This window comes from Citrobacter sp. S-77, assembly GCF_963864895.1.
Taxonomy (GTDB): Bacteria; Pseudomonadota; Gammaproteobacteria; order Enterobacterales; family Enterobacteriaceae; genus Citrobacter; species Citrobacter murliniae.
Window position 1 is genome coordinate 65,372 of the sequence record NZ_CAWLWU010000001.1, and the last position, 20,274, is coordinate 85,645.

At 53.2% G+C, this 20,274-nt stretch carries 20 protein-coding genes; 19 read left to right on the plus strand and 1 reads right to left on the minus strand.

What is annotated here, in order from left to right:
* Window positions 1-7: 7 nt before the first annotated feature.
* The 9 genes from traE (at window position 8) to traU (ending at window position 8,080) form a co-directional block, all read left to right on the plus strand.
* On the plus strand, window positions 8-586 hold the full coding sequence (gene traE / locus AACS05_RS00400; RefSeq protein ID WP_045449990.1) for a type IV conjugative transfer system protein TraE: 579 nt from the start codon (window positions 8-10) through the stop codon (window positions 584-586).
* Window positions 561-1,340 carry a type-F conjugative transfer system secretin TraK gene (gene traK / locus AACS05_RS00405; RefSeq protein WP_045449991.1) on the plus strand — a complete coding sequence of 260 codons (780 nt, stop codon included), beginning with the start codon at window positions 561-563 and terminating at the stop codon, window positions 1,338-1,340. Before traE ends, traK begins: the two co-directional genes overlap by 26 nt.
* Window positions 1,333-2,673, plus strand: a complete 1,341-nt coding sequence (gene traB / locus AACS05_RS00410) for an F-type conjugal transfer pilus assembly protein TraB (protein ID WP_045449992.1) — start codon at window positions 1,333-1,335, stop codon at window positions 2,671-2,673. The genes traK and traB overlap by 8 nt, the downstream gene beginning before the upstream one ends.
* A 2-nt stretch (window positions 2,674-2,675) precedes the next feature.
* Window positions 2,676-3,209: a type IV conjugative transfer system lipoprotein TraV gene (traV, locus tag AACS05_RS00415; protein ID WP_045449993.1), complete on the plus strand. Its 534-nt coding sequence runs from the start codon at window positions 2,676-2,678 to the stop codon at window positions 3,207-3,209.
* Window positions 3,210-3,271: 62 nt separating this feature from the next.
* Window positions 3,272-5,845: a type IV secretion system protein TraC gene (gene traC / locus AACS05_RS00420; protein ID WP_045450044.1), complete on the plus strand. Its 2,574-nt coding sequence runs from the start codon at window positions 3,272-3,274 to the stop codon at window positions 5,843-5,845.
* Window positions 5,824-6,240 carry a type-F conjugative transfer system protein TrbI gene (gene trbI, locus AACS05_RS00425; protein ID WP_081918249.1) on the plus strand — a complete coding sequence of 139 codons (417 nt, stop codon included), beginning with the start codon at window positions 5,824-5,826 and terminating at the stop codon, window positions 6,238-6,240. Before traC ends, trbI begins: the two co-directional genes overlap by 22 nt.
* A gap of 3 nt (window positions 6,241-6,243) precedes the next feature.
* Window positions 6,244-6,468, plus strand: coding sequence for a TraR/DksA C4-type zinc finger protein (locus AACS05_RS00430; RefSeq protein WP_045449994.1), 225 nt, complete (start codon window positions 6,244-6,246; stop codon window positions 6,466-6,468).
* On the plus strand, window positions 6,465-7,082 hold the full coding sequence (gene traW / locus AACS05_RS00435; RefSeq protein ID WP_081918250.1) for a type-F conjugative transfer system protein TraW: 618 nt from the start codon (window positions 6,465-6,467) through the stop codon (window positions 7,080-7,082). Before AACS05_RS00430 ends, traW begins: the two co-directional genes overlap by 4 nt.
* Window positions 7,082-8,080, plus strand: a complete 999-nt coding sequence (gene traU, locus AACS05_RS00440; protein WP_223307048.1) for a conjugal transfer pilus assembly protein TraU — start codon at window positions 7,082-7,084, stop codon at window positions 8,078-8,080. Before traW ends, traU begins: the two co-directional genes overlap by 1 nt.
* Before the next feature lie 368 nt (window positions 8,081-8,448).
* On the opposite strand, the gene AACS05_RS00445 is transcribed toward traU, so the two are convergent.
* Window positions 8,449-9,555, minus strand: a complete 1,107-nt coding sequence (locus AACS05_RS00445; protein WP_223307039.1) for a hypothetical protein — start codon at window positions 9,553-9,555, stop codon at window positions 8,449-8,451.
* A gap of 81 nt (window positions 9,556-9,636) precedes the next feature.
* On the opposite strand from AACS05_RS00445, the gene trbC reads away from it, so the two are divergent.
* From trbC to traT, 10 genes are all read left to right on the plus strand, one after another.
* On the plus strand, window positions 9,637-10,242 hold the full coding sequence (trbC, locus tag AACS05_RS00450; protein ID WP_223307040.1) for a type-F conjugative transfer system pilin assembly protein TrbC: 606 nt from the start codon (window positions 9,637-9,639) through the stop codon (window positions 10,240-10,242).
* Window positions 10,239-12,074 carry a type-F conjugative transfer system mating-pair stabilization protein TraN gene (traN, locus tag AACS05_RS00455; protein WP_045449997.1) on the plus strand — a complete coding sequence of 612 codons (1,836 nt, stop codon included), beginning with the start codon at window positions 10,239-10,241 and terminating at the stop codon, window positions 12,072-12,074. The genes trbC and traN overlap by 4 nt, the downstream gene beginning before the upstream one ends.
* A gap of 1 nt (window position 12,075) precedes the next feature.
* Window positions 12,076-12,861: a type-F conjugative transfer system pilin assembly protein TraF gene (gene traF / locus AACS05_RS00460; protein WP_045449998.1), complete on the plus strand. Its 786-nt coding sequence runs from the start codon at window positions 12,076-12,078 to the stop codon at window positions 12,859-12,861.
* Between the two features lie 17 nt (window positions 12,862-12,878).
* Window positions 12,879-13,157, plus strand: coding sequence for a hypothetical protein (locus AACS05_RS00465; RefSeq protein WP_045449999.1), 279 nt, complete (start codon window positions 12,879-12,881; stop codon window positions 13,155-13,157).
* A gap of 1 nt (window position 13,158) precedes the next feature.
* On the plus strand, window positions 13,159-13,731 hold the full coding sequence (gene trbB / locus AACS05_RS00470; protein WP_045450000.1) for a type-F conjugative transfer system pilin assembly thiol-disulfide isomerase TrbB: 573 nt from the start codon (window positions 13,159-13,161) through the stop codon (window positions 13,729-13,731).
* Window positions 13,728-14,117 carry a hypothetical protein gene (locus AACS05_RS00475; RefSeq protein WP_045450001.1) on the plus strand — a complete coding sequence of 130 codons (390 nt, stop codon included), beginning with the start codon at window positions 13,728-13,730 and terminating at the stop codon, window positions 14,115-14,117. Before trbB ends, AACS05_RS00475 begins: the two co-directional genes overlap by 4 nt.
* A 65-nt stretch (window positions 14,118-14,182) precedes the next feature.
* Window positions 14,183-15,589 carry a conjugal transfer pilus assembly protein TraH gene (traH, locus tag AACS05_RS00480; RefSeq protein WP_045450002.1) on the plus strand — a complete coding sequence of 469 codons (1,407 nt, stop codon included), beginning with the start codon at window positions 14,183-14,185 and terminating at the stop codon, window positions 15,587-15,589.
* Window positions 15,589-18,462: a conjugal transfer mating-pair stabilization protein TraG gene (traG, locus tag AACS05_RS00485; RefSeq protein ID WP_045450003.1), complete on the plus strand. Its 2,874-nt coding sequence runs from the start codon at window positions 15,589-15,591 to the stop codon at window positions 18,460-18,462. The genes traH and traG overlap by 1 nt, the downstream gene beginning before the upstream one ends.
* 14 nt (window positions 18,463-18,476) lie before the next feature.
* A complete protein-coding gene (locus AACS05_RS00490) occupies window positions 18,477-19,334 on the plus strand; it encodes a hypothetical protein (protein ID WP_045450004.1) in 858 nt (285 codons plus the stop codon).
* 141 nt (window positions 19,335-19,475) lie between these two features.
* Window positions 19,476-20,231, plus strand: coding sequence for a conjugal transfer complement resistance protein TraT (gene traT / locus AACS05_RS00495; RefSeq protein ID WP_081918251.1), 756 nt, complete (start codon window positions 19,476-19,478; stop codon window positions 20,229-20,231).
* Window positions 20,232-20,274 lie beyond the last annotated feature (43 nt).

Consider the following 20,274-nt stretch of genomic DNA (forward strand, 5'->3'; position numbering starts at 1 on the left):
GGGGCATATGGATCTGAGCGCCCATCGCTCAGCCCTGAAGTTCACATCCCTGATGTTCGTCATTCTGCTGTTTTTCCTCGGACTGAGCCTGTCCGCCAACGTTCTCGCCTGGTTGCGTATTGAAGACCTGGAGCGGGGGCAAAAAGAAACCTATATCCCGATGTTTTTTAACCAGCCGTTTTCGCTCTCCCGTAACGTGGCAGATGCCAGCTATCTGCAGCAGGTAGCGGAATCGCTGATGTTCCTGCGGCTTAACGTCACGCCGGAGTCGATTAAAGCCCAGCATCAGGCATTACTGCGTTACTTCGATACGGCTGCACGTCCGCAGATGAAAGAGATCCTGGACGGTGAGGCCAGCCAGATCATTACCAATAACGTCAGTTCGGCGTTTTACATGACGGGCATTGATGTGTACCCGAAGGCCGGTGTAGTGGATTTTCGCGGGACTCTCAAAACGTGGATAGGTAAGCGGGAAGCCCTGCCGGAAGAAAAAGCGTACCGGCTGGAGCTGGGCTACCGGGATGGCATGACAACAATCAGGTCATTTAAGGAACTGGTGAATGAAAAAGATAAACCTGCACAGTAACTGGCAGAGGCGGTTGAGTGCCGTTGCGCTGCTGTGTGGTCTGGCCTGTGGTGTACAGGCTGCGCCGTCCGCACAGTTGCCGGTCAGAGTGCCGGTCAGCCCGGATGCGCAGGCGCGGATCGCGCTCAGCAATACCCAGCCCAACCTGCTGGTTGTGCCGGGCGACCGTATTGTGGCGGTGGACAGTGCGCAGGGGACGTTCACGAATGCCGGGGACTACGGACAGACAGGCATGGCGAACGGGGGGGTTGTGCTGATGACGGAGAAAACGACCCCGTTCACATTTTATGTCCGCACGGAAGGTGGCCTGGTGGTGTCGGTCATCGGGCAACCGCAGGCACGGGACGGGCGGGTGGTGCATCTGATGAGTGACCGTCCGGTCCGCCAGAAGGCGGCTGGACCCTGGGAGCGCAGCCACGATTATGTGGCGTTGCTGGTTGATGTGCAGAAAGCTCTGCTGCGCGGGGAAGTACCGCCGGGGTATGTGGCCTCGCCGGTTGTCGGTGAGCCGGTGTTTTCACTTCCTGCCGGTCTGACGCTCCGGGCGGAGACGATGTGGAGTGGTGATGCCCTGCGGGTGTACCGCTACCGGGTCAGTAACCGTCAGTCTGAGGCAAGGGCTTTACCGGAGCGTCTCTTCAGTGCGCCTGGCGTGCGCAGTGTGCTGATATCACCGTGGGCAGAAACACTGCTTCCCGGTGCCAGCGCGGAAGTCTGGGTGACGGTGGGGCAGGAGGAGGTGAACGGTGGCTAATGTCAATCAGCAGGTTCGCCGCAAACAAAACCTGCGCCTGGCCCTGATTGCACTTGGGATCAGTGCTGTTGGCGGGGGCGCCTGGTATATGTCCACGGTCAAGTCTTCCGGGAAAGCAGCACAGACGCAGCAGAAAGCACCGCCACCCAATATGACCGGCGTGGTGTCTCAGACGTTTGACAAGAAAGTCTCAGATGCCGCGGTGGCGGATATTCAGCATACCGCCAGCGAGGCGGAGAAAAAGCTCAAATCCTTTGAGTCCCGTCTGGCGAAGATGGAGCAGCGGGAGCAGGACTACCGGGCAAAGATTGAAGAACAGGAGAATGAACTGGCCATTCTGCGGGCTGAACAGGAGGCCATGAAAGAGAGTGCCGGCCCTGAATTACCCGCAGGACAACCGGTTCCTTCTTTTGGCACCGGTTCTTCTGTTCCGCCGCCGACGGCGTTTTATCAGCCGGGAGCCGGTGGTGAGGTGAATAACCTGGCACCTGTCACACAGTATCAGGTGACGCCACAGCCGAAAAAAGGTCTGTCCTCAATGACGGTGGATTACGGTGATATATCTGCTGTCAGCGAGAAGCCGCTTCTGCCTTATATTCCGTCTGCCAGTTTTGCACCGGCTGTGGTGATTGAAGGGGCGGATGCGAATGCCTCTGTCACCGGCAACAGCGATCCGTCCCCTATGCAGTTCCGTCTGACCGGCCTGGTCAGAATGCCCAATGATAAAACCTATGACCTGACCGGCTGCATGGTGACTGCCGGGGCCTATGGTGACATTTCCAGTGAGCGCGCACTGGTTCGTACAGACCGGCTGTCCTGCCATAAGGATGAGGGGGTGATTGATATGCCATTCAAGGGACACGTCTCTTTCCAGGGCAAGAACGGTATCAAAGGTGAGCCGGTGATGCGCAATGGCAAAATTATCGGCTGGGCGTTTGCGGCGGGAGCAGTGGACGGTATCGGCAGCGGTGTGGCCAAAATTGGTCAGGAGACACCGGGTGCCGGCGCTGTGGCCTCTGTCTCTGGCAGTACGGTGATGAACGGTGCGCTGGGTGGCGGTGCGTCTCAGGTCGGTAAAACCCTGAGCGATTATTACATCAAACGTGCCGAACAGTATCACCCTGTCATCCCGGTTGGTGCAGGAACGGAAGTGACGGTGGTGTTTCAGGAAGGCTTTCAGCTGAAGTACACGGATGAGGACAAAAAGTCCCGCCCGGCACAGCAGGCGAAAGCCGTGGTGGATAACGGCATTCAGGTATCACAGCAGATGCTGCGGGAACTGAATCTGGGGGATGCAGTCCCGCAGTCGGCGGGCCAGAGCGGAGGACAATGACAATGAAACCTGCATTACTGATGGTTCTTGCCAGTGGCCTGATACTGACAGGCTGCGCTGGCATGAAAAGCGAGTTTGACTGCAATGCCACAGCCAGCAATGGCTGTATGACGATGGACGAGGCGAATAACAAGGCCCGGGCCATGACCGAAAATCAGAAAGGGAAAAAAACTGAGGGCCGCCGCACATTGCCACCGCTGGCTGCTGTGCCGGTGGTTAAGGAAAACGCCACGACTGCTGGCGTGTCGTCTGTGACAAAACCCGTCGCAGCGACTGTAACTCCGGGGGCAACATCCCGCAATCCGTCCCGGGGGAACGTGGCGGGAACAGGGCTCGTCGCCGTCACTTCCGCTGGCGCTCAGGTTTCCCCTGCCTGGTCTGATATCGGGATGGCGCGTCCCGTTCGACTGCCGTCCACAACGGCACGGATGTGGATAGCGGCCTGGATCGATGAGCAGGCGGTCTGGCATCAGCCGTCTGTCGTGTCTTTTGAGGTGAAGCCTGCCCGCTGGCAGCACCAGGAGGTGAAAGGGTGACGGAGAAAGTACCCCATGAACAACCTGAAGTGAAAGGCTGGCAGGTGTTGCTGTCGCAACTCATGGGCGGCTGGAAAAAACCGGACGGCAGCCAGCAGGCCCGGCAAATTCTTGATGAGATGGACTATCCCTCTTTCGCCAGTCTGTTGCCGTATCGTCAGTACGACCCGGACACCGAGCTGTTTATCAATGCAAAAACCGCCGGTTTTGTCCTCGAATGCCGGCCCCTGTCCGGGGCCAACGAAGCTATCAGCAAGTCGCTGGATTATTTTTTGCGGGACAAAATTCCCCGCAAAATCCCGCTGACGTTCGCCCTCGTGGGGTCTCAGTGTGTACGCCCGATGCTGGAGCACGGGCTGGCAGACTTCCGCTGGCAGGGGAAGCGAGCGGATGAATTTAACGCGATTACCCGCGCCTACTATGAGCGGGCGGCGCTGACGCAGTTCGCCAACAAGAAAGGGTACCCGCTGGCGCTGCGCCATTACCGTTTGTTTGTCTCGTATGCCGAAGAGGCGGGCAGCCTGACGGAGCAGAAAAAGACGGAGCTGAACCAGGTGGCCAACCGGGTGGTGGCCGGCCTGGCGTCGGCAGGGCTGTGGTCGAAGCGAGTGGATAAAAAGGGGCTGGTCTCACTCGTGCGCGAACTGGCGAATTTCCGCCACGGCAATATTGAGCCACCGGCCGGTAATGTGGCGGAGTTTGAACCGCTGAACACTGAATGTGTCGACCGCTCCCTGCGGCTGATGCTGCATCCGGACCGGATAGAGCAGAGCCTGCAGTCCCGGCGCGGGGGAGAGCGGGAACGTACTCGTATCCTGAATTTTATGCTGGAGAAGAACCCGGAGAAGCCGTATGCCCTGTGGCAGATGGGGGACAACATCAGCAATGTGACCGATCCGTTGTGCTCCATTTCCTGCCCGTTTGTGATGACGCTGGCGCTGGAAGTGGAAGATCAGGCCGGTACCCAGCGGGAGGCCAACCGTAAATTCATCCAGCTGGACAAAAAGGCGAACTCGCCTTTTGCGAAATTTGTGCCATCAGTGAAAAAACAGGCTGCAGAGTGGGGCGGCCTGCGTGAATCCCTCAGTACCAACCAGGACTCACTGGCGCGCTTTTACTTCAACGTCACGCTGTTCTGTGACGATAAGGACGAAGTGGCGCTGGAAACGGAGATGGCGGTGCTGAACACCTTCCGTCGTAACGGGTTGTCGATGTACATGCCGGAGTTTATGCAACTGCGTAATTACCTCTCCGTTTTCCCGTTCATGATGCCGGAGGGGCTGTGGAGCGATATCTGTCGTTCGAATGCCATTCAGCGGGCGCGGGCCAGCAATGTGGCCAATATCCTGCCGGTGGTGGCGGATAACCAGGTCTGTCTGCAGGGGCTGCCCATACCGTCCTACCGCAATCAGCTCTCTTTCCTGAACCTGTTCGACCGCAATGCAGGGCTGGATACGGATAACAACAACCTCTCCGTCACCGGTACCTCCGGGGGCGGTAAATCGTTCCTGATGCAGGGCATCATTCGTCAGGTGCTGGACAGCGGTGGCCGGGCCTGGGTGTTTGATATGGGCGACTCCTACAAGGGGCTCTGCCGTAATGTGGGCGGGGTGTACCTGAATGCGCTCGACCTGCGCTTCAACCCCTTTGCCAACATTAATGACATTAAAGCATCCGCCGAGAGTATCCGTAACCTGCTGGTCGTGCTGGCTAACCCGTCCGGTAACTGCGACGACACATTTATGTCGCTGTTGCTGAAAGCGGTTAAGGATGTCTGGGACCAGAAGAAAAACACGGCCCGGATTGACGATATCGTGCACTACATGCGGAAAGCGCTGGAACAGCCGGAATACCGCGACACCACCACCGTGCGCTCGCGCATGGATGAGATTATCGTCGGTCTGGAAAAGTACTGCTCCTGGGGGCTTTATGGCGAGTACTTCAACAGTAAAAAACCGTCACTGGATGACAATGTGCGTTTCTCCGTGCTGGAGATGGGCGAACTGAAGGACAAGCCTGACCTGCTGGCCGCGGTGATGTTCTCGATGATGATTTACGTCGAGCAGCGGATGTATCTCTCCGACCGTCAGCAGCACAAGGTCTGTCTGATCGATGAGGCCTGGAAGCTGCTGTCGAAGGACAACAAGCGGGCCGAAGACTTTATCGAGAACGGGTATCGTACGGCGCGTAAATACAACGGGGCCTATATCACCATCACCCAGGGAATTGAAGACTTCGACGGGCAGAAAGCCAGTGGCGCGGCGAAAGCAGCCTGGGCGAATTCCTCCTTCAAAATCATTCTGCGTCAGAACCGCGATGCGTTCCGTAAATACTGCCTGGATAACCCGGACCAGTTTAACCGCTTTGAGCGGGAGGTCATCGAGGGCTTTCCGGCGGCCCGTGAGGCACACTTCAGTGCCTTTATGCTGCGTTACGGCGGGCAGGTTTCTTTCCACCGTCTGCTGCTCGATCCCATCAGCCGGGTGATGTTCTCGTCTGACGGTGAAGATTTTGACTACCGTGAAGCCGGACTGCGTGCCGGCAAGGATATCCACGACATCATCGGGGAACTGGCCTGGCGCAAGTTCCCGCAGGAAATGGAGACACTAACGGAATGGATAAAACACAATCACTGATTTCCTCTGCCGGTACACCGGAAAAACCCCCTGCTAAATGCTCCCGTCGCCGTCGTTATCTGAAGTCTGTCGCCGGTGTGGTGGCGGGTATAATCGTGCTGAATGCGTCGGTATCCCTGTTACTGACAGAGTGGCGTCAGCCGGTCATGGTCAGTTTTGATATGGCGGGGACGGTGAACAGCTTTATGGCGCAGGCCGCAACGCAGTCACTGGATGAGGCTCAGATAAAGGCGCTGACAGCCCGTTTCAACACAGCGTTATCCGACAGCCTGACGGCATACCAGCGTGAACACCGGGCGGTCATTATCGTGGCCCCGGCGGTGGTGGGGGGGGCCGAAGACATCACCCCGGTTGTGCAGCAGGCGATTGCAGAAAAAATGGCGGAGGGGAAATAGACGATGGCCGATGATATCGAACGTTACCTGGTCCATATGGACATGCTGGAGACAAGCCGGATACAGCAGATCCGCCAGCAACTGACAGGAGTCAGTGCCACGCAGTGTGAGGAATGTGGCGCCCCCGTTCCGGCAGAGCGCCGCAGGCTGATACCTGGAGTCAGGAAATGCGTGGGGTGCCAGGAAGTTCAGGAGATTAAGGGGCGCCAGTACCGGAGGTGGCAGTGAAGTGGATGTGGTGTGGCCTGCTGATCAGCCTGCCTCTGGCCGCGAAGGATCTGGGCGTACAGGGCGACCTCTGGCCTGTACAGGAGCAGAGCATGCTGTCGATGATTAAGCAGCGCCTGAAAAATATGGAGGCCAGCGGGGAGCTGGCTGACATGCAGACGCAGTTTAAGGAAAGGGTGGTGCAGAACACGCTGCGTCCGGCACCGGTGGCGGGCCTGCAGACCGATACGCAGTCACATACCCACCGGGTAGATCCGACGGTGAGCGTGGCGGCGGATATGGCCGATCAGAATGGCCGCTTGTTTGCCCGTAAGGGGCAGCGTATCAATCCGCTGGAGACCGTTTCCCTGCCCGGTCCGCTGTATTTCCTGGATGCGGATGACAAGCGCCAGACGGACTGGCTGAAGCAACAACCGGTGGAGCTGAACCGGAAAGTGATACTGGTGAAGGGAAATATCCGGGAAGCGACACAGGCGCTGAACACGCGGATTTACTTTGACCAGGACGGCACGCTGAGCCACCGGTTCGGGCTGACATGGATACCGGCAGTTGTACGCCAGGACGGAAACACGCTGGTCGTGACCTCGGCGGCCATGCCGGAGGTGTCACCATGATGCGAAAAACGGTGCTGGCTGGTCTGATTGCACTGGGGCTGTTGTCCGGAAATGCGCAGGCCGAAGACAAGGACAAGATGTGTGACGGGAACTTTGTAAACCCGATCAGCGATATATGCTGGGAGTGCACTTTCCCGATGACCATCGGTGACGTTTCCGTGTTCGACGGGGATGCGCCGGATACAAAAAATCCTTCCATGCCCATACAGTTCTGCCCGATGCCACCACCAATTTTTGAGCGAATTGGCATGGCTATCGGTTACTGGGAGCCTTTTGCGCTGACGGACGTGACCCGTTCCCCGTACTGTATGGTGAATCTGGGCGGCTTCAATATTCCGGTCGGCAAGGTCGGGGCAGGGGGGGCGGGGCAGGAGGACAGACCGGTATCGGGCGGTTTTTACCATGTACACTGGTACAAATATCCGCTGACATACTGGCTGAACATCATTATGTCCATGGCCTGCCTTCAGTCAGGCGATCTTGATATCGGTTATCTCTCTGAACTTGATCCGACCTGGGATGATGATGCGCTGGCGCTGATTTTATCACCGGAGGCGCTGGTCGTGGCCAATCCCATTGCGCAGGGAGCCTGCGCGGCCGATGCCATCAAAACAGTGAAAGGTAAACCCATCAATGCGCTGTTCTGGTGTGCCGGCTCACACGGCAGTCTGTATCCGTTTACCGGGTTTATTTCAGATGAATTCAGCCCGCAGCAGTCATCGGTGCTGTTATCAGAACGCATGGCGTTCAAACTGCACCGTCAGGGGATGATCCTCAACAGCATTGGTGAAGACCGGAAAATCTGTTGGGAATATCCGTCCCCGATTATGCCGAAAGACCGTTTTCGCTATCAGATGGTGAACATGCACCCGGATACGAAAGCCTGTCACCCGTTCGGGCGGACGGTGATGGCCTGGGAGGCCGGTCATGCGTCCCCCAATACCAAAAAGAACTACGGCTACCTGATCTGGCGTAAACGTAACTGCGTGTTTTTGTGAGTAGAAAAATGACAGTAAAAACGATACTGAAATGGCTGGATATGCTGACAGCCTGGGGATTTGTGGTCGGATTAGCCTGCTGGGCATATGATCTCTTTATGGTCCAGTCTCCCGCCCGGTTTCGTGTTTTTGGGCAGGGAGAGATTATGGGGGATTTTACAGGGGTGTTGTTTGTGATGATGCCTTATACAACATGTATCGGAATATCATGTGTGTCTCTTGGGCTATACAGAGGCTGGCCAGGGGAGCGAATATGCTGGAAGATGATTATCTGGCTGCATACCCGACTCCTGGCTCCGACACTTTTTAGTTATTATTCTGCATATGTTTTGTACGATAATGCAGAAGAACTGATTAATACGTCATTTTCACTTGATATGATGTCCACTTCCCCGGCGATTGTGATTATATTTTTCTGCTATTTCTTTTCTGCAGAGAAGTATTATAAGAATAAAGAAAAATAAAGATGAATAAATCAGTGCATTCCTGATTGAGTTGGCTGTTTCTTTAATGATGTATTCTGATTTGTAATTGCTGTTGTTAGCAACATGGTAAAATATTTTGTGTTTGATGGAGTATTTTGCTTTTTCCTCAAGACACTTTTCAGTGCACTGATGTTCGGGGATTGAATTAAGTAACTGTTCTGCTTGTTGATGGTTTTCGTTCTTGTTAAAGAAACGCGCTGCAATGATTTTTTTATCAAAGGAGTATGTATCTTTCTGGAGAAGATAGAGCAGGTGATTTACATCCTCCCGGTTGATATTTTTCTTATTGCCATAATATGCACTGAGATAGAGTGGATTATCATGCAATGTTTCATCCAGAACGGAAATCAGACGTGTTCGTTCATTCTCAGACAGCTTGTCTGATATAAATAACCGGTATATATCCTCAACCTTGTTTTCAGGTTGTGGTGTGTAGAAAAAAGGATGCAGCGTTTTGGCATACGCAGATGTCCATAGTTCTGCCGGCTGTCCATGATTATCTGGTTCAATGGTTTCCCAGAACTGCGGCAGACCATTCTCGTCGGTGTAAGCAATAAACGCATGTCTGGGTGCATAAGCAATATTTATTTGCCGGTTCAGTAACTTTGCTGCATCAAGTAACAAATAAACATTCAGGTCACAGTCTGAAATCTTTCGCGAATAACCCGCTGAGGCGAGGGCGGTTTCCTGGTAAGAAAAATGCTCGCCCAGAATGTTGTTGGCGCACTGCAAAAACTGCCCTGTATTTCTGGTTGATGAACACTGTTTCTTTATTTCCGAAAGCACAAACTGAGAGTTTGATAAAGCAGCCTGAACTTCTGCATCGGAAGTCAGACCATAATGCTGGTCTGTCATGATTATCCGGTGTGTCAGCAGTGAGTTGTCAGGCTTAACTGGCCCGGATGACATTATCTGAACAGGATGCTCTGTTGTTCCGGCATTTCTGAATGCAATAAAGCCGGCGCTGCCAGCAATGAATATCAGCGCCATAAAAAGGCACTTCTTTCTGAATAACATCATATCCCTCTGCGTTTGACTGTTTTTCCGTAAATTTTAATCAGGAGTATTACTGTGTGGAAGATTGTCTCTGTCTGCAGCATAGCGATGACCTGCATGCTGTCACCCGGCATTGTCTGTGCTTCGCAGGACAGTGCGGTTTTTATTGAATCCCTGCGAGACCAGGATGATATCCGGCGCAGACAGGCGAATGTGCCGGAATTTTTGCAACAACCAGTGCCGGGGAAACAGCATGATGCCTGGATTCAGGGACTTTCAGGCAAGTCGCAGATGGCATCACAGCGTCGAAAGCCAGCCCCGCGCGCGCTCTATTTTGTGTCGTTTTCCATTCCCGAAGAAGGGCTGATGCGTATGCTGCCGGAGGCGCGGGCGCTCGGTATCCCTGCGTTGGTCAATGGACTTATCGACAATGACTTTCGTAAAACGGCGAATGCGGTGTTCCGGGTGGCCAGAGAGAAGAACAGCGGTGGCGTACAGATTGATCCGACGCAGTTCGCGAAATATGCCATCACGACGGTCCCGGCCCTGGTGGTGACCTGCGGGCAAAAATACGACGTGATACGCGGCAATATCCGCCTGAAAGCGGCACTTGAACGGATTTCGAAGGAGGGAGAATGTGCATCGGTGGCGGAGGCGATTCTCAGGGAGAGTGAGCGATGAAACGAGCCATTGTGGTGGTACTGGCTGCGCTGGTCACATTCGGAACAGGGTTGCAGGCCAGTGATAAATATACGCCGGGCAAGCAGTTTGCAGACAGTCTGAAGGGCAGTAGCACTGGTGTACTGAATAATTTCCGTCCGGACGAGACAATCCCGGGTTATACCGATAATCCGCCAGAGACCGGGCATTATGGCGGCGTGACGTCTTCCGGCTCTGCCAGCCTGGAGAGCGCCGGTGCCGGGGCGCTGAACAGTTCTGAGGTGGGGAAGCTGACATCGGAGGTGATTATGAATCGGCCGAAGGACCCTATTTCCATGGATGCCCCCTTCCTCAGTGGCGGGTTCGATATTCAGGACAAGGCAGACATCATCACTAACGGGACTTATGACAAGTGTGAGACGGTGAATGTGAATAAAACCGAAATCACTTCTCATGTCTGTGAGCGAACGCCTGCTGTGGAGCTGTCCTGTACGCGAAAAGCGCATATCGGCGGCCGGTTTGAGGAAAGTTATCGTACTGAATGGGTGGAGTATGAGATGTACGACCAGCCATTTCAGAACAGTAACGGGAATATTGTGGCAACGGTGACGCCCCATATCAGTGGCGAAATCGTGGAAGCCTATTATTCCTGGCAGAATAACAGTGGCAATAAACCACGCTTCCATATGACCATTTCTGTGCTGGGGACCAGTATTGCCTGGCATCAGAAAGGAAATTTTCAGAATGTCCGCTTTACACCAGTGCCGTCATCACTGACTGCTGGCGTCCCCTTTATTTCATCGCATCCCTCGAATGTCAGGGATGGCTCCGGCCGTCTCTCATTCAAACGACATGTGCAACTGAAACTGCGCCTGCTGATTAAGGTTAAGACAGAAACCTGGGTGCCAACAGTGGAATGGACCGAATCCTGTCCGTTCGACAAATCAGAAGAAGTTCTGCAGGGGAGCCAGTGTACGGAAGCCGGCGGGAACCGGGTGGTCAGCGTGGGAGGTAAAAATTACACCGTTTACAGCGACTGCTGGGCCTGGAAGGACACTTATCTGAGTCAGGAAGCGGATAATGGCAGTTGTGATGTGTATATGAAAAATCCTGCCTGTACGGTGTCCCGCACGACCTGTCAGGAGAAAAACGGCAGTGCCTGCCTGCAGGAAGAGGTGGTGTTCTCCTGTGAGAAGAAGGTCAGCGGAGAAGCGCAGCTGTGCAATGGTCAGCTGGTCTGCGCGAACGGGGAGTGTGATGCCATTCAAAATAATTCCTCTGACGGTTTCGGTAAGGCGGTCTCAGCACTTGCTGCGGTAACGGCTGCCGCAAAAGATGTGGCCGGGATGAATGACGTCAATGTCAGGGCTTTTACCGGTGAGCCCAAAGCGTGCCGGATGGCCATTGCCGGCTTCAGTAACTGCTGTAAGGACTCCGGATGGGGGCAGGGTATTGGCCTGGCACATTGTGACAGCGAAGAGAAAGCGCTGGGAAAAGCCAAAGAGAAGTTACTGACCGTTTATGTCGGGACCTACTGCTCGAAGAAAGTGCTCGGCGTCTGTCTGCAGAAGAAAAAAGCCTACTGTCAGTTTGACTCGAAACTGGCGCAAATCGTGCAGGCGCAGGGACGTAAGGGACAGCTGGGGATTGGGTTTGGCAGCGGGAAAAATCCTGACTGTCGCGGTATTACAGTGGATGAACTGCAGTCCCTGAAGTTTGACCGGATGGACTTCAGCAACTTCTACAGTGACCTGAATGCCGGCACGACCATTCCGTCCGACAGCGAACTGGCGGAGCGGGTGAAAGAACAGGTGGCATCTGCCCTGCAGCAGTCTTCAGGCAAGGGGCAGTGATATGAAACCTGTCATTTTAGGGCTTGTTATCTCGATGAATCTGCTTGTTTCAGGTCAGGCATGGGCACAACGTGAACCGGTGCGAACCTATGTGGATGACCCCATCGTGGGCTGGCACTGGTATAACGAACCGGTCACGCCGGAAGAGAATGAGTTACCGGCGGAACCATCGGTACCGCTGACCTCTCTGCCGCCTTCCACCCAGATGAAGGTGCTGCAGAGAATGACGGAAGACCGCCTCAATACCGCCATTCTGTATCCGACTGTGGAGAACTTCACGGCGTATATGAAGATGCAGAACTTCTGGACAAGTCAGGCCAGCCGTTTCAGCGCGGTGGCTACCAAATCCCTGCTGGCTCACCCCGAGCTGGATTACAACCTGCAGTACAGCCATTACAACAGTACGGTGCCACTGCAGCTGCAGGCTGACCAGGCACGTCAGGTGGACGCCATTCGGCAACTGGCCAGTCAGTACGGGCTGTTCTTCTTTTACCGGGGGAATGATGCGCTGGACAGCGAGCTGGCGAAGGTGGTGCAGCGTTTCTCTGAGGAATATGGCATAGCCCTGATACCGGTCAGCATGGACGGTGCCCGCAGTGAAGTGCTGCCACAGACCCGTCCTGACGGTGGTCAGTCACAGCGTCTCGGCGTCACTCATCTGCCGGCGCTGTATCTGGTCGAGCCGGGTGCGGAGCGTTATCAGCCTCTGGCGTACGGTTTTATGACGCAGGATGACCTGATGAAGCGTTTTTTAAGTGTGGCGACAGATTTTGCGCCACGTTCGTAAATAACACGGAGAGATGTATGACTCGCGAACGTTTTACTGAAAATCTGCTGATGTATCCGGGGATGGCGCTGATGGTTGCCTCGGTTATCTGGTTTTATCTGGCCGGTATGCTGTCCCTGCCTGCATCGGCAGTCAGTGATGAACTGGCGTATGCCCTGTATCAGATGACGCTGGTTCGTGATGCGCTGGCGATATTTGTCGTCGGGGCGACGCTGGGGTTGTCCGGCCTGGGACTGGCTGCACTCCATGCCTGGAAGAAGTGGCAAATTTCGCCAGTCCCTACCGGGGAGCAATGAAATGCGAAAAGCCGTATTAATTACCCTGTTACTGGCAGTCTCTGGCGTACAGGCATCCACGCTGGATGAACTGCGCCAGCTTGAAGCGCATAAGGTATCGCCGGGTAAAGCCTCTCAGGTTGCATCACCGACATCTCCGGTAGCCGGTGATGCAGCCGAACCTGCTCGCCGGGATTATCGCCTGTCGGACGGGCGGGTGGTGAACCTGAAAGATTACAAACTAGTGCTGTTTATGCAGTCGCGCTGTGGTTACTGCCAGCAATTCGATCCACTGCTGAAAAGAGTGACCAGGCAGATAGGGCTGGATGTTTTTCCGTATACCCTCGACGGAATGGGCGATGTCTCTTTTCCGGACGCCATTCCGGCTACCGAAGCGGTGGTGCGGGATATGTGGGGTGATATGCGCCCGGTCACGCCGGCGGCATTTCTGGTGGAGGTGAACACCCTGAAAACGCTGCCATTGCTGTACGGTATCGTTGATGAACAGACCCTGAAACAGCGTATTGACGAGGCGCTGGTTTTTTTGCTCGCTGCTCGAGCGGGAGTAAAGCATAAAAACGGAGCAAACAAATGAAAGAGGTTACTGAAAGAAAGAAGAGTATGCAGACGTGGGAATTCACGGAAAAACTGTGTAGCGTGTTGATAATATGTGGCGGCGTGCTTCTGATTGCCGGCGGGATAAGCGACTGGTTCTGGCGGGCAATGTTTGAGGCTATATACGGGGTACATACCGGTGATACGGGGGCGGCAGGCATGGCCACTGATCCCACCATTATCGCGGAATATGCAGCACTAAAGCCGCTTATGAATCTGACGATGTATATCGTTCCCTGGATCTTCTGGGCGTCAGGCTGTGGGGCTCTTTTGATGGGTTTTGCTGGTCTGTTGCTGTCGATTGTGTCTGGCACTATTTGTCGTATCTTTGGCAAACGAAGGGGAAAACAGAACGTCATCCGGTAACACTGCAGTGTGGCAGTTTTAAGCTCACCTTCTTTCGTTTCTTACCTGATTAATTCCTTACCATTATGAACCAAAAACCTTCTTTCCTGCTCCGGCGGGTAACGTTGTCATGCCTGGTTGCCGCTGCGCTGGCTATGCCTGCACAGGCTGACGTCAATACTGACCTGAATAAATTCTTCAACAAACTGGGCTTTGAAGGTAATGCCACGCGAGCGGCCGTCTGGCAGGGGCAGGCTGCGGGCTATGCCACGGGCGGTAACCTGTTTCTTCGTAATCAGGTTAATAATCTGCAGATTGCCTCCTTCACGCCTCCGCGAATCACCGCCGGCTGTGGCGGGATTGATGCCTATCTGGGCTCGTTCTCCTTCGTAAACAGTGAGCAGATCGAACGCTTTATTAAGCAATTGATGGGTAATGCCGTAGGGTATTTCTTCGACCTTGCGCTGCAGACGGCAGTGCCGGGCATGAAGCAGGTTAAAGATTTTATGCAGAAGCTGGCCAGCGACCTCAATAACATGAATGTCTCATCCTGCCAGGCGGCACAGGACATCATTGGTGGGCTGTGGCCGAAAAACAGCGTTCAGTCCCAGAAAATCTGCCAGGACATTGCCGGTGAAACCAACATGTTCTCTGACTGGGCGGCGTCACGCCAGGGCTGCACCGTAGGCGGTCAGATGGACAAGGTGCTGGATAAAGCACCGGAGAACATGAAGGACCAGGTGATGCGTAACAAGAACCTGATGTGGGAGATCCTGAAGAAGAACGGCATGATGAACGGCAACACCGAGCTGATGGAGCTGGTCATGAATGTGACCGGGACACTGATTTTTGATGATAAAGGTGAAATCCAGTTTATCGGACCGCAGGCCAACCATCAGGGACTTATTCGTGCCCTGATGTACGGGGGGCAGGCCACGATTTTTGGATGTACATCCACGGGGGACTGTCTGAAGACCAGCAACCGCACAGTGACGGTCAGTCAGAGCAACAGCCTGAATCAGCGCGTACAGAATATGATAAAGAATATTTCTGACAAACTGCGTAGCGATGACCCACTGACCAACCAGGAAAAGGGATTTATTGAAAGCACCAGTGTCCCTATTCTGCGTTATCTGGTTGACCCGCAGATGCTGAATATATCCACGTTCTACCCGTCACTCTCCGATTACATCGCCTACGACATTCTGCTGCAGTATCTGAATGAACTGCTGAGTCAGGCGCGCGTGCAGGCGGGCAGCAAAAACTTCCCGGAAGAGCAGATGAAGATGCTGCGTGAGAATTTCTCGGAAGCCTCACGTCAGCTGGAAGGGCTGCAGGCGCAGGTGGATGTGAAAGCGAACACCCTGATGGAGCTGGAGCAGCGCATGGGGTATCTGCGTCAGCAGGTGTCCACACATCTGATGAGCCGTTATGAACAGAACATGCGTTACACCTCGGTTTCTTCCGCGCAACTGACAACCGGGGGCAACTGATGAGCATGGTAGATACCATTTATGTCATGAGCGGCGGGGAGTTCTTTGAGGCGGCATTCAATGGTGTGGCCGCACTCATTGGCTCATCCACGTGGGACTCTTTGTTTCATATCGTAGGGTTCTTCTCGGCCATCGCGCTGTTCTTCGTCTATATCCGGGGTCATGACCCGAAAGAGGTACTGAAGTTCTTTGCGGTGTTCATTCTGATAACCAGCGTGCTGGTTATCCCGAAACGTACAGTGCATATCATCGATATGACCAACCCGACGCTGGTGCTGCGGGTGGATAATGTACCGACAGGACTGTCGGTGCCGTTCCGGTTTATTACCAGTATTGGTGGCTCGCTGACAAAGATTTATGACGCTGTATTCCATACCCCGGATTCTGTTGCCTACAGCAAAACCGGGATGTTATTTGGCGCAACGCTGATGGCCAACACCACCGACGTGGTGGCACAGAACGGCGACCTGGCCATGCTGCTGAATGACTATGTCCAGCAGTGTGTTATCGGGGATATCATGCTGGTGAACAAGTACAGTATGGCCGACCTGATGCACTCCTCTGATCCGTATGAGCTGATATTCCGTAAACCCAGCCCGCTGCGGGGCGTGATTGTGCCATACGGCAATGGACTGGCGGCTGCAGGATTCCATACCTGTGAAGCGCTGGCCAACAATGTGCTGAAGAGGGAGCTGAAGGTGGATTCCTCAAAAGGCGGCAAGACCTGGGATTACTATGTGAACCGCTTTATCGGCCCACGCCCCGGTGCTGATACGCTGTTCGGTATGATGATGGCAGACAGTTATAACTTCTACTATCAGGGCGGGCGGGATGCCAGTGAAATTCTGCGCCAGAATGTGGTGATGAATGCGGTGAAGCAGGGGATTACCAGCCATACGGCGGCCAGCGGGAACGTGGCCAGCCTGGTGAATATGGCGGACCAGTCATCGAACAGTAAAATGCGTCTTAGCTGGGCGGCATCAGGCGGTCTGGCGGCAACGTTCACACCGGTGATGCATACTGTTTTGATGGCCATGCTGGTCGGGATGTTCCCGATTATTATCCTGCTGGCGACCATTCATGGTCTGACCCTGCCTGTGCTGAAAGGGTATGTGTTCTCCCTTGTGTATCTACAGAGCTGGCCGCCTCTGTATGCCATCCTGAACTATGCTATGGCGTTCTACCTGAAAGGTGAGACAAAAGGGATGAATTTCTCACTGTCGAACCTGAGCAGCATTCAACAGACCCACAGCGATATCGGCCTGATGGCGGCATGGCTGTCCAATGCCATCCCGTTTATTGCTGCGGGTCTGGTGTTTGGTCTGTGGCGCGTGGTTTCACAGGCAGGTAATTATCTGGGTTCTTCCATCAACAGTACGGCATCGTCAGCGGCCTCGCAGGCGGCAGACGGTACCTGGGCGTTCAATAATATGCAGATGGAGAATGTCTCCGGTTTTAAATGGGATACCAACCAGTCGTTCCGCGACGGTCAGATGCTCACCCAGCATGCCAGTGGTGCCACCACCACCCGAACCGCCGGAGGCAGTGTGGTTCATGACGGAAAAACCGGTATCTCCAGTCTGGCCACGGATATCCAGTTTGGCCGTATGCTCAGCAGCAGCTACCAGGCGCAACAGCGTGAAGCGGAAAGCCAGGTGCAGAGCCTCAGTCACAGCATCAGTCTGGGCAGCCAGCTGGTCGGTAGCCAGCTGACACAGTGGGCGCAGCAGCGGGGTAACAGCGACACCGTGGTGAGTGGGGCTGACAGCAGCCGGGCTAGCACACTGACGCAGGCAATCAACAAACTGAACAGTGTGGCGGATTCCCTGGCAAAACGTACCGGCATCAGTACTTCCGAAGCGGTTACAGAGGTGCTGGATAAGTCACAGAGTGGCGATTTCACTGCCGGTGTATCGGCAAGTGCTGGGAAAGACGGACTGTTTGGTTTTCTCAGTCTCAAAGCACATACGGACTTCAGTTATAAAGGTTCGGATCGTTCATCTCATGGTATTAATTCGGATATCAGTTCAAGAACGGGACATGATCGTAGCCTGACAGCGCAGGAAACGAAAGATGTGCGCGATGCGATGGATGTCATTAACAACTATCGAACAACAGATAACAGCAGTCATACCGACAACACCTCGTCATCCCTGTCGAATCAGCTGGCCAGTAACCTGAGTGATTTGCAGAGTCAGATTCGTCAGTATAATGATGCACTTAACCGCAGTCATGAATATGCACAGATGGCCAGTTATGCGGAAAACAACAGTGCGAGTATTAACAGCAACTACAGCCAGGAGTTTGTTAACTATGTGCACCAGTCTGCTCCGGCGCGTGCCACTACCGTGTTGACCGATGCTGGTGACCCGTCGCTGCGGGCTGAGCGGGAGCAACTGGCTCAGGCGTTTGTGGATGAGAAACTGAAACCACAACTGGAGCAGGAATTCAGGGAAAACCGGTTGCGGGCTTCAGAAGGAATGGGCAGCGTCGGGCCGACCATGGATATGCAGAGTGACCTGAAAAGAGCGTATGCAGAGAATTTTGCTGATATGCAACAACGGGCTTCCGGAGCATCGGTTCAGAGTACAGAACAGATCCAAAAACAGGTGCGTGATACCCGTCAAACTGTGGGATCACAGGTGCTGAAAAATGAGCAGGAAATGGCATCATCTCAGCAGGAACTGAATACACAACGGAACACGCTCGCGGGGCAGCATAAGGAGAGTGAAAAGGCTTTCGGTGAGGCTCTGACACAGGAGAGAGAAAAGCAGAAACCTTTGCCGTTGTCTCCATCAGATGCCTGGAATTCAGACAAAGATGAAGAGAATATGCAACGTCTGAGGGATGCTGCAAAGTGGAAGGATAAATAAAAGAAGAGAGAGTTATGCCAGGACAATTAATTGAAAAATTAAAAACGTTTAACTGGAAAGATGATAAGCCACGTATATGGCCCAGTTGCAAATTTGGTGTGCAGATAACAGCATATTGCATTTCTGTATCATTTTTTATGACGATCTGTGCAGCCATAGTTTACGGTGATAACGCTATGGGGTTGTTAGTATGTCTTCTGGCTGTGCACTTTTTCTCTGCAATTATTACAGTTGGCGAGTTAGGGGAAATATCTTCCATTCAGCGTATTCTTATGAAAATAGAACCTGAAGCGGATATTTTTTCCAAATCAGAACAGCTGAAAACTCGATGTATATTGTATGCCTGCAGAGTATCCTTGGTCATTATCGCTGTTTCTGTTGGGTTTGAACTGCAATTTGTCCTTTTTTCGGGGGCTGTGTTTGCTTTATCTGGTGCGATTTTTACATGTATTTTTTCTTATAAGGTGAGAAAACTATTTCCGAGAGAATTTATTCGCGTTGTTTCATTTCATATGTGGGGAAGATTTCGTTCATATGGGAAGATGTCTGAATCCGATAACAGAGGATTTAATCCGGCAACAGGATTGCCGATGATCAGTAACTCATTTGATTCTGCAGGCAACATCTATGGAAGCGATTTCTTGCAGTCAAATCGAAAGTCCACATTTTCTGATAACCATATGGATGAAATATCAGCAGGTGTTAATCCAGCATCAGGTTTACCTATGATGAATGACACTTTTGATATTAATGGGGATGTGTTTGGTACGACTTCCCATTTCTATGACGATCACCATCACCATAATTGGGATAACCACCATAGTCACTATGACACTACCTGGGATAACCACTGGGACTCACATGACAGATGATAGTTAAATGAATCTGACTGTTAACTGGTAAGGTTTTACTTACCAGTTTGCTCGAAAATTTCGATTAATTTTCTTGTTCCTCCAGTTGCTATTCTGTGATGGATAACGGCCGTTATCGTTTTCTTTTTAATAAGGAATATTATGCTCGCTAATAACATTTCTCATAAAAACAAAACAAAAGTATTTGCAGCCGCTCTGGTTCTTGGGGCGTTTATGCTCTCTGGATGTGGAGCGATGTCCACCGCCGTAAAAAAGCGTAACCTCGAAGTTAAAACTCAAATGAGTGAAACCATCTGGCTGGAACCTTCCTCTGAGCGTACCGTTTATCTGCAAATCAAAAACACTTCCGATAAGGACATGAGTGGTCTGCAGGGCAAAATTAACAGCCAGGTACAGGCTAAAGGCTATCGTATAGTGAACAATCCTGCCGATGCGCACTACTGGATTCAGGCTAATGTCCTTAAAGCAGATAAAATGGATCTGCGCGAAGCCCAGGGCTTCCTGAGTCGCGGCTACGGCGGTGCCCTTCAGGCTGCTGCTTTGGGAGCAGGGATCACTGCTTATAATTCAAATTCTGCAGGTGCAACGCTGGGTGTAGGACTGGCTGCAGGCCTCGTAGGTATGGCTGCTGATGCGATGGTTGAGGATATCAACTATACCATGGTGACCGATGTTCAGATTGCCGAACGTACAAAGGCAGAAGTCACCACTGATAATATTGCAGCTCTTAAACAGGGACGCTCCGGTTACAAGGTGCAGACCAGCTCAGAAACGGGCAACCAGCATAAGTACCAGACGCGTATTGTATCCAGTGCTAACAAAGTTAATCTGAAATTCGAAGAAGCCAAACCTGTTCTCGAAGATCAGCTGGCGAAGTCTATCGCCAATATTCTGTAATCCTTCCTTTCTAAAATGCACTCCTGCACTTTCAGCAGCAGGA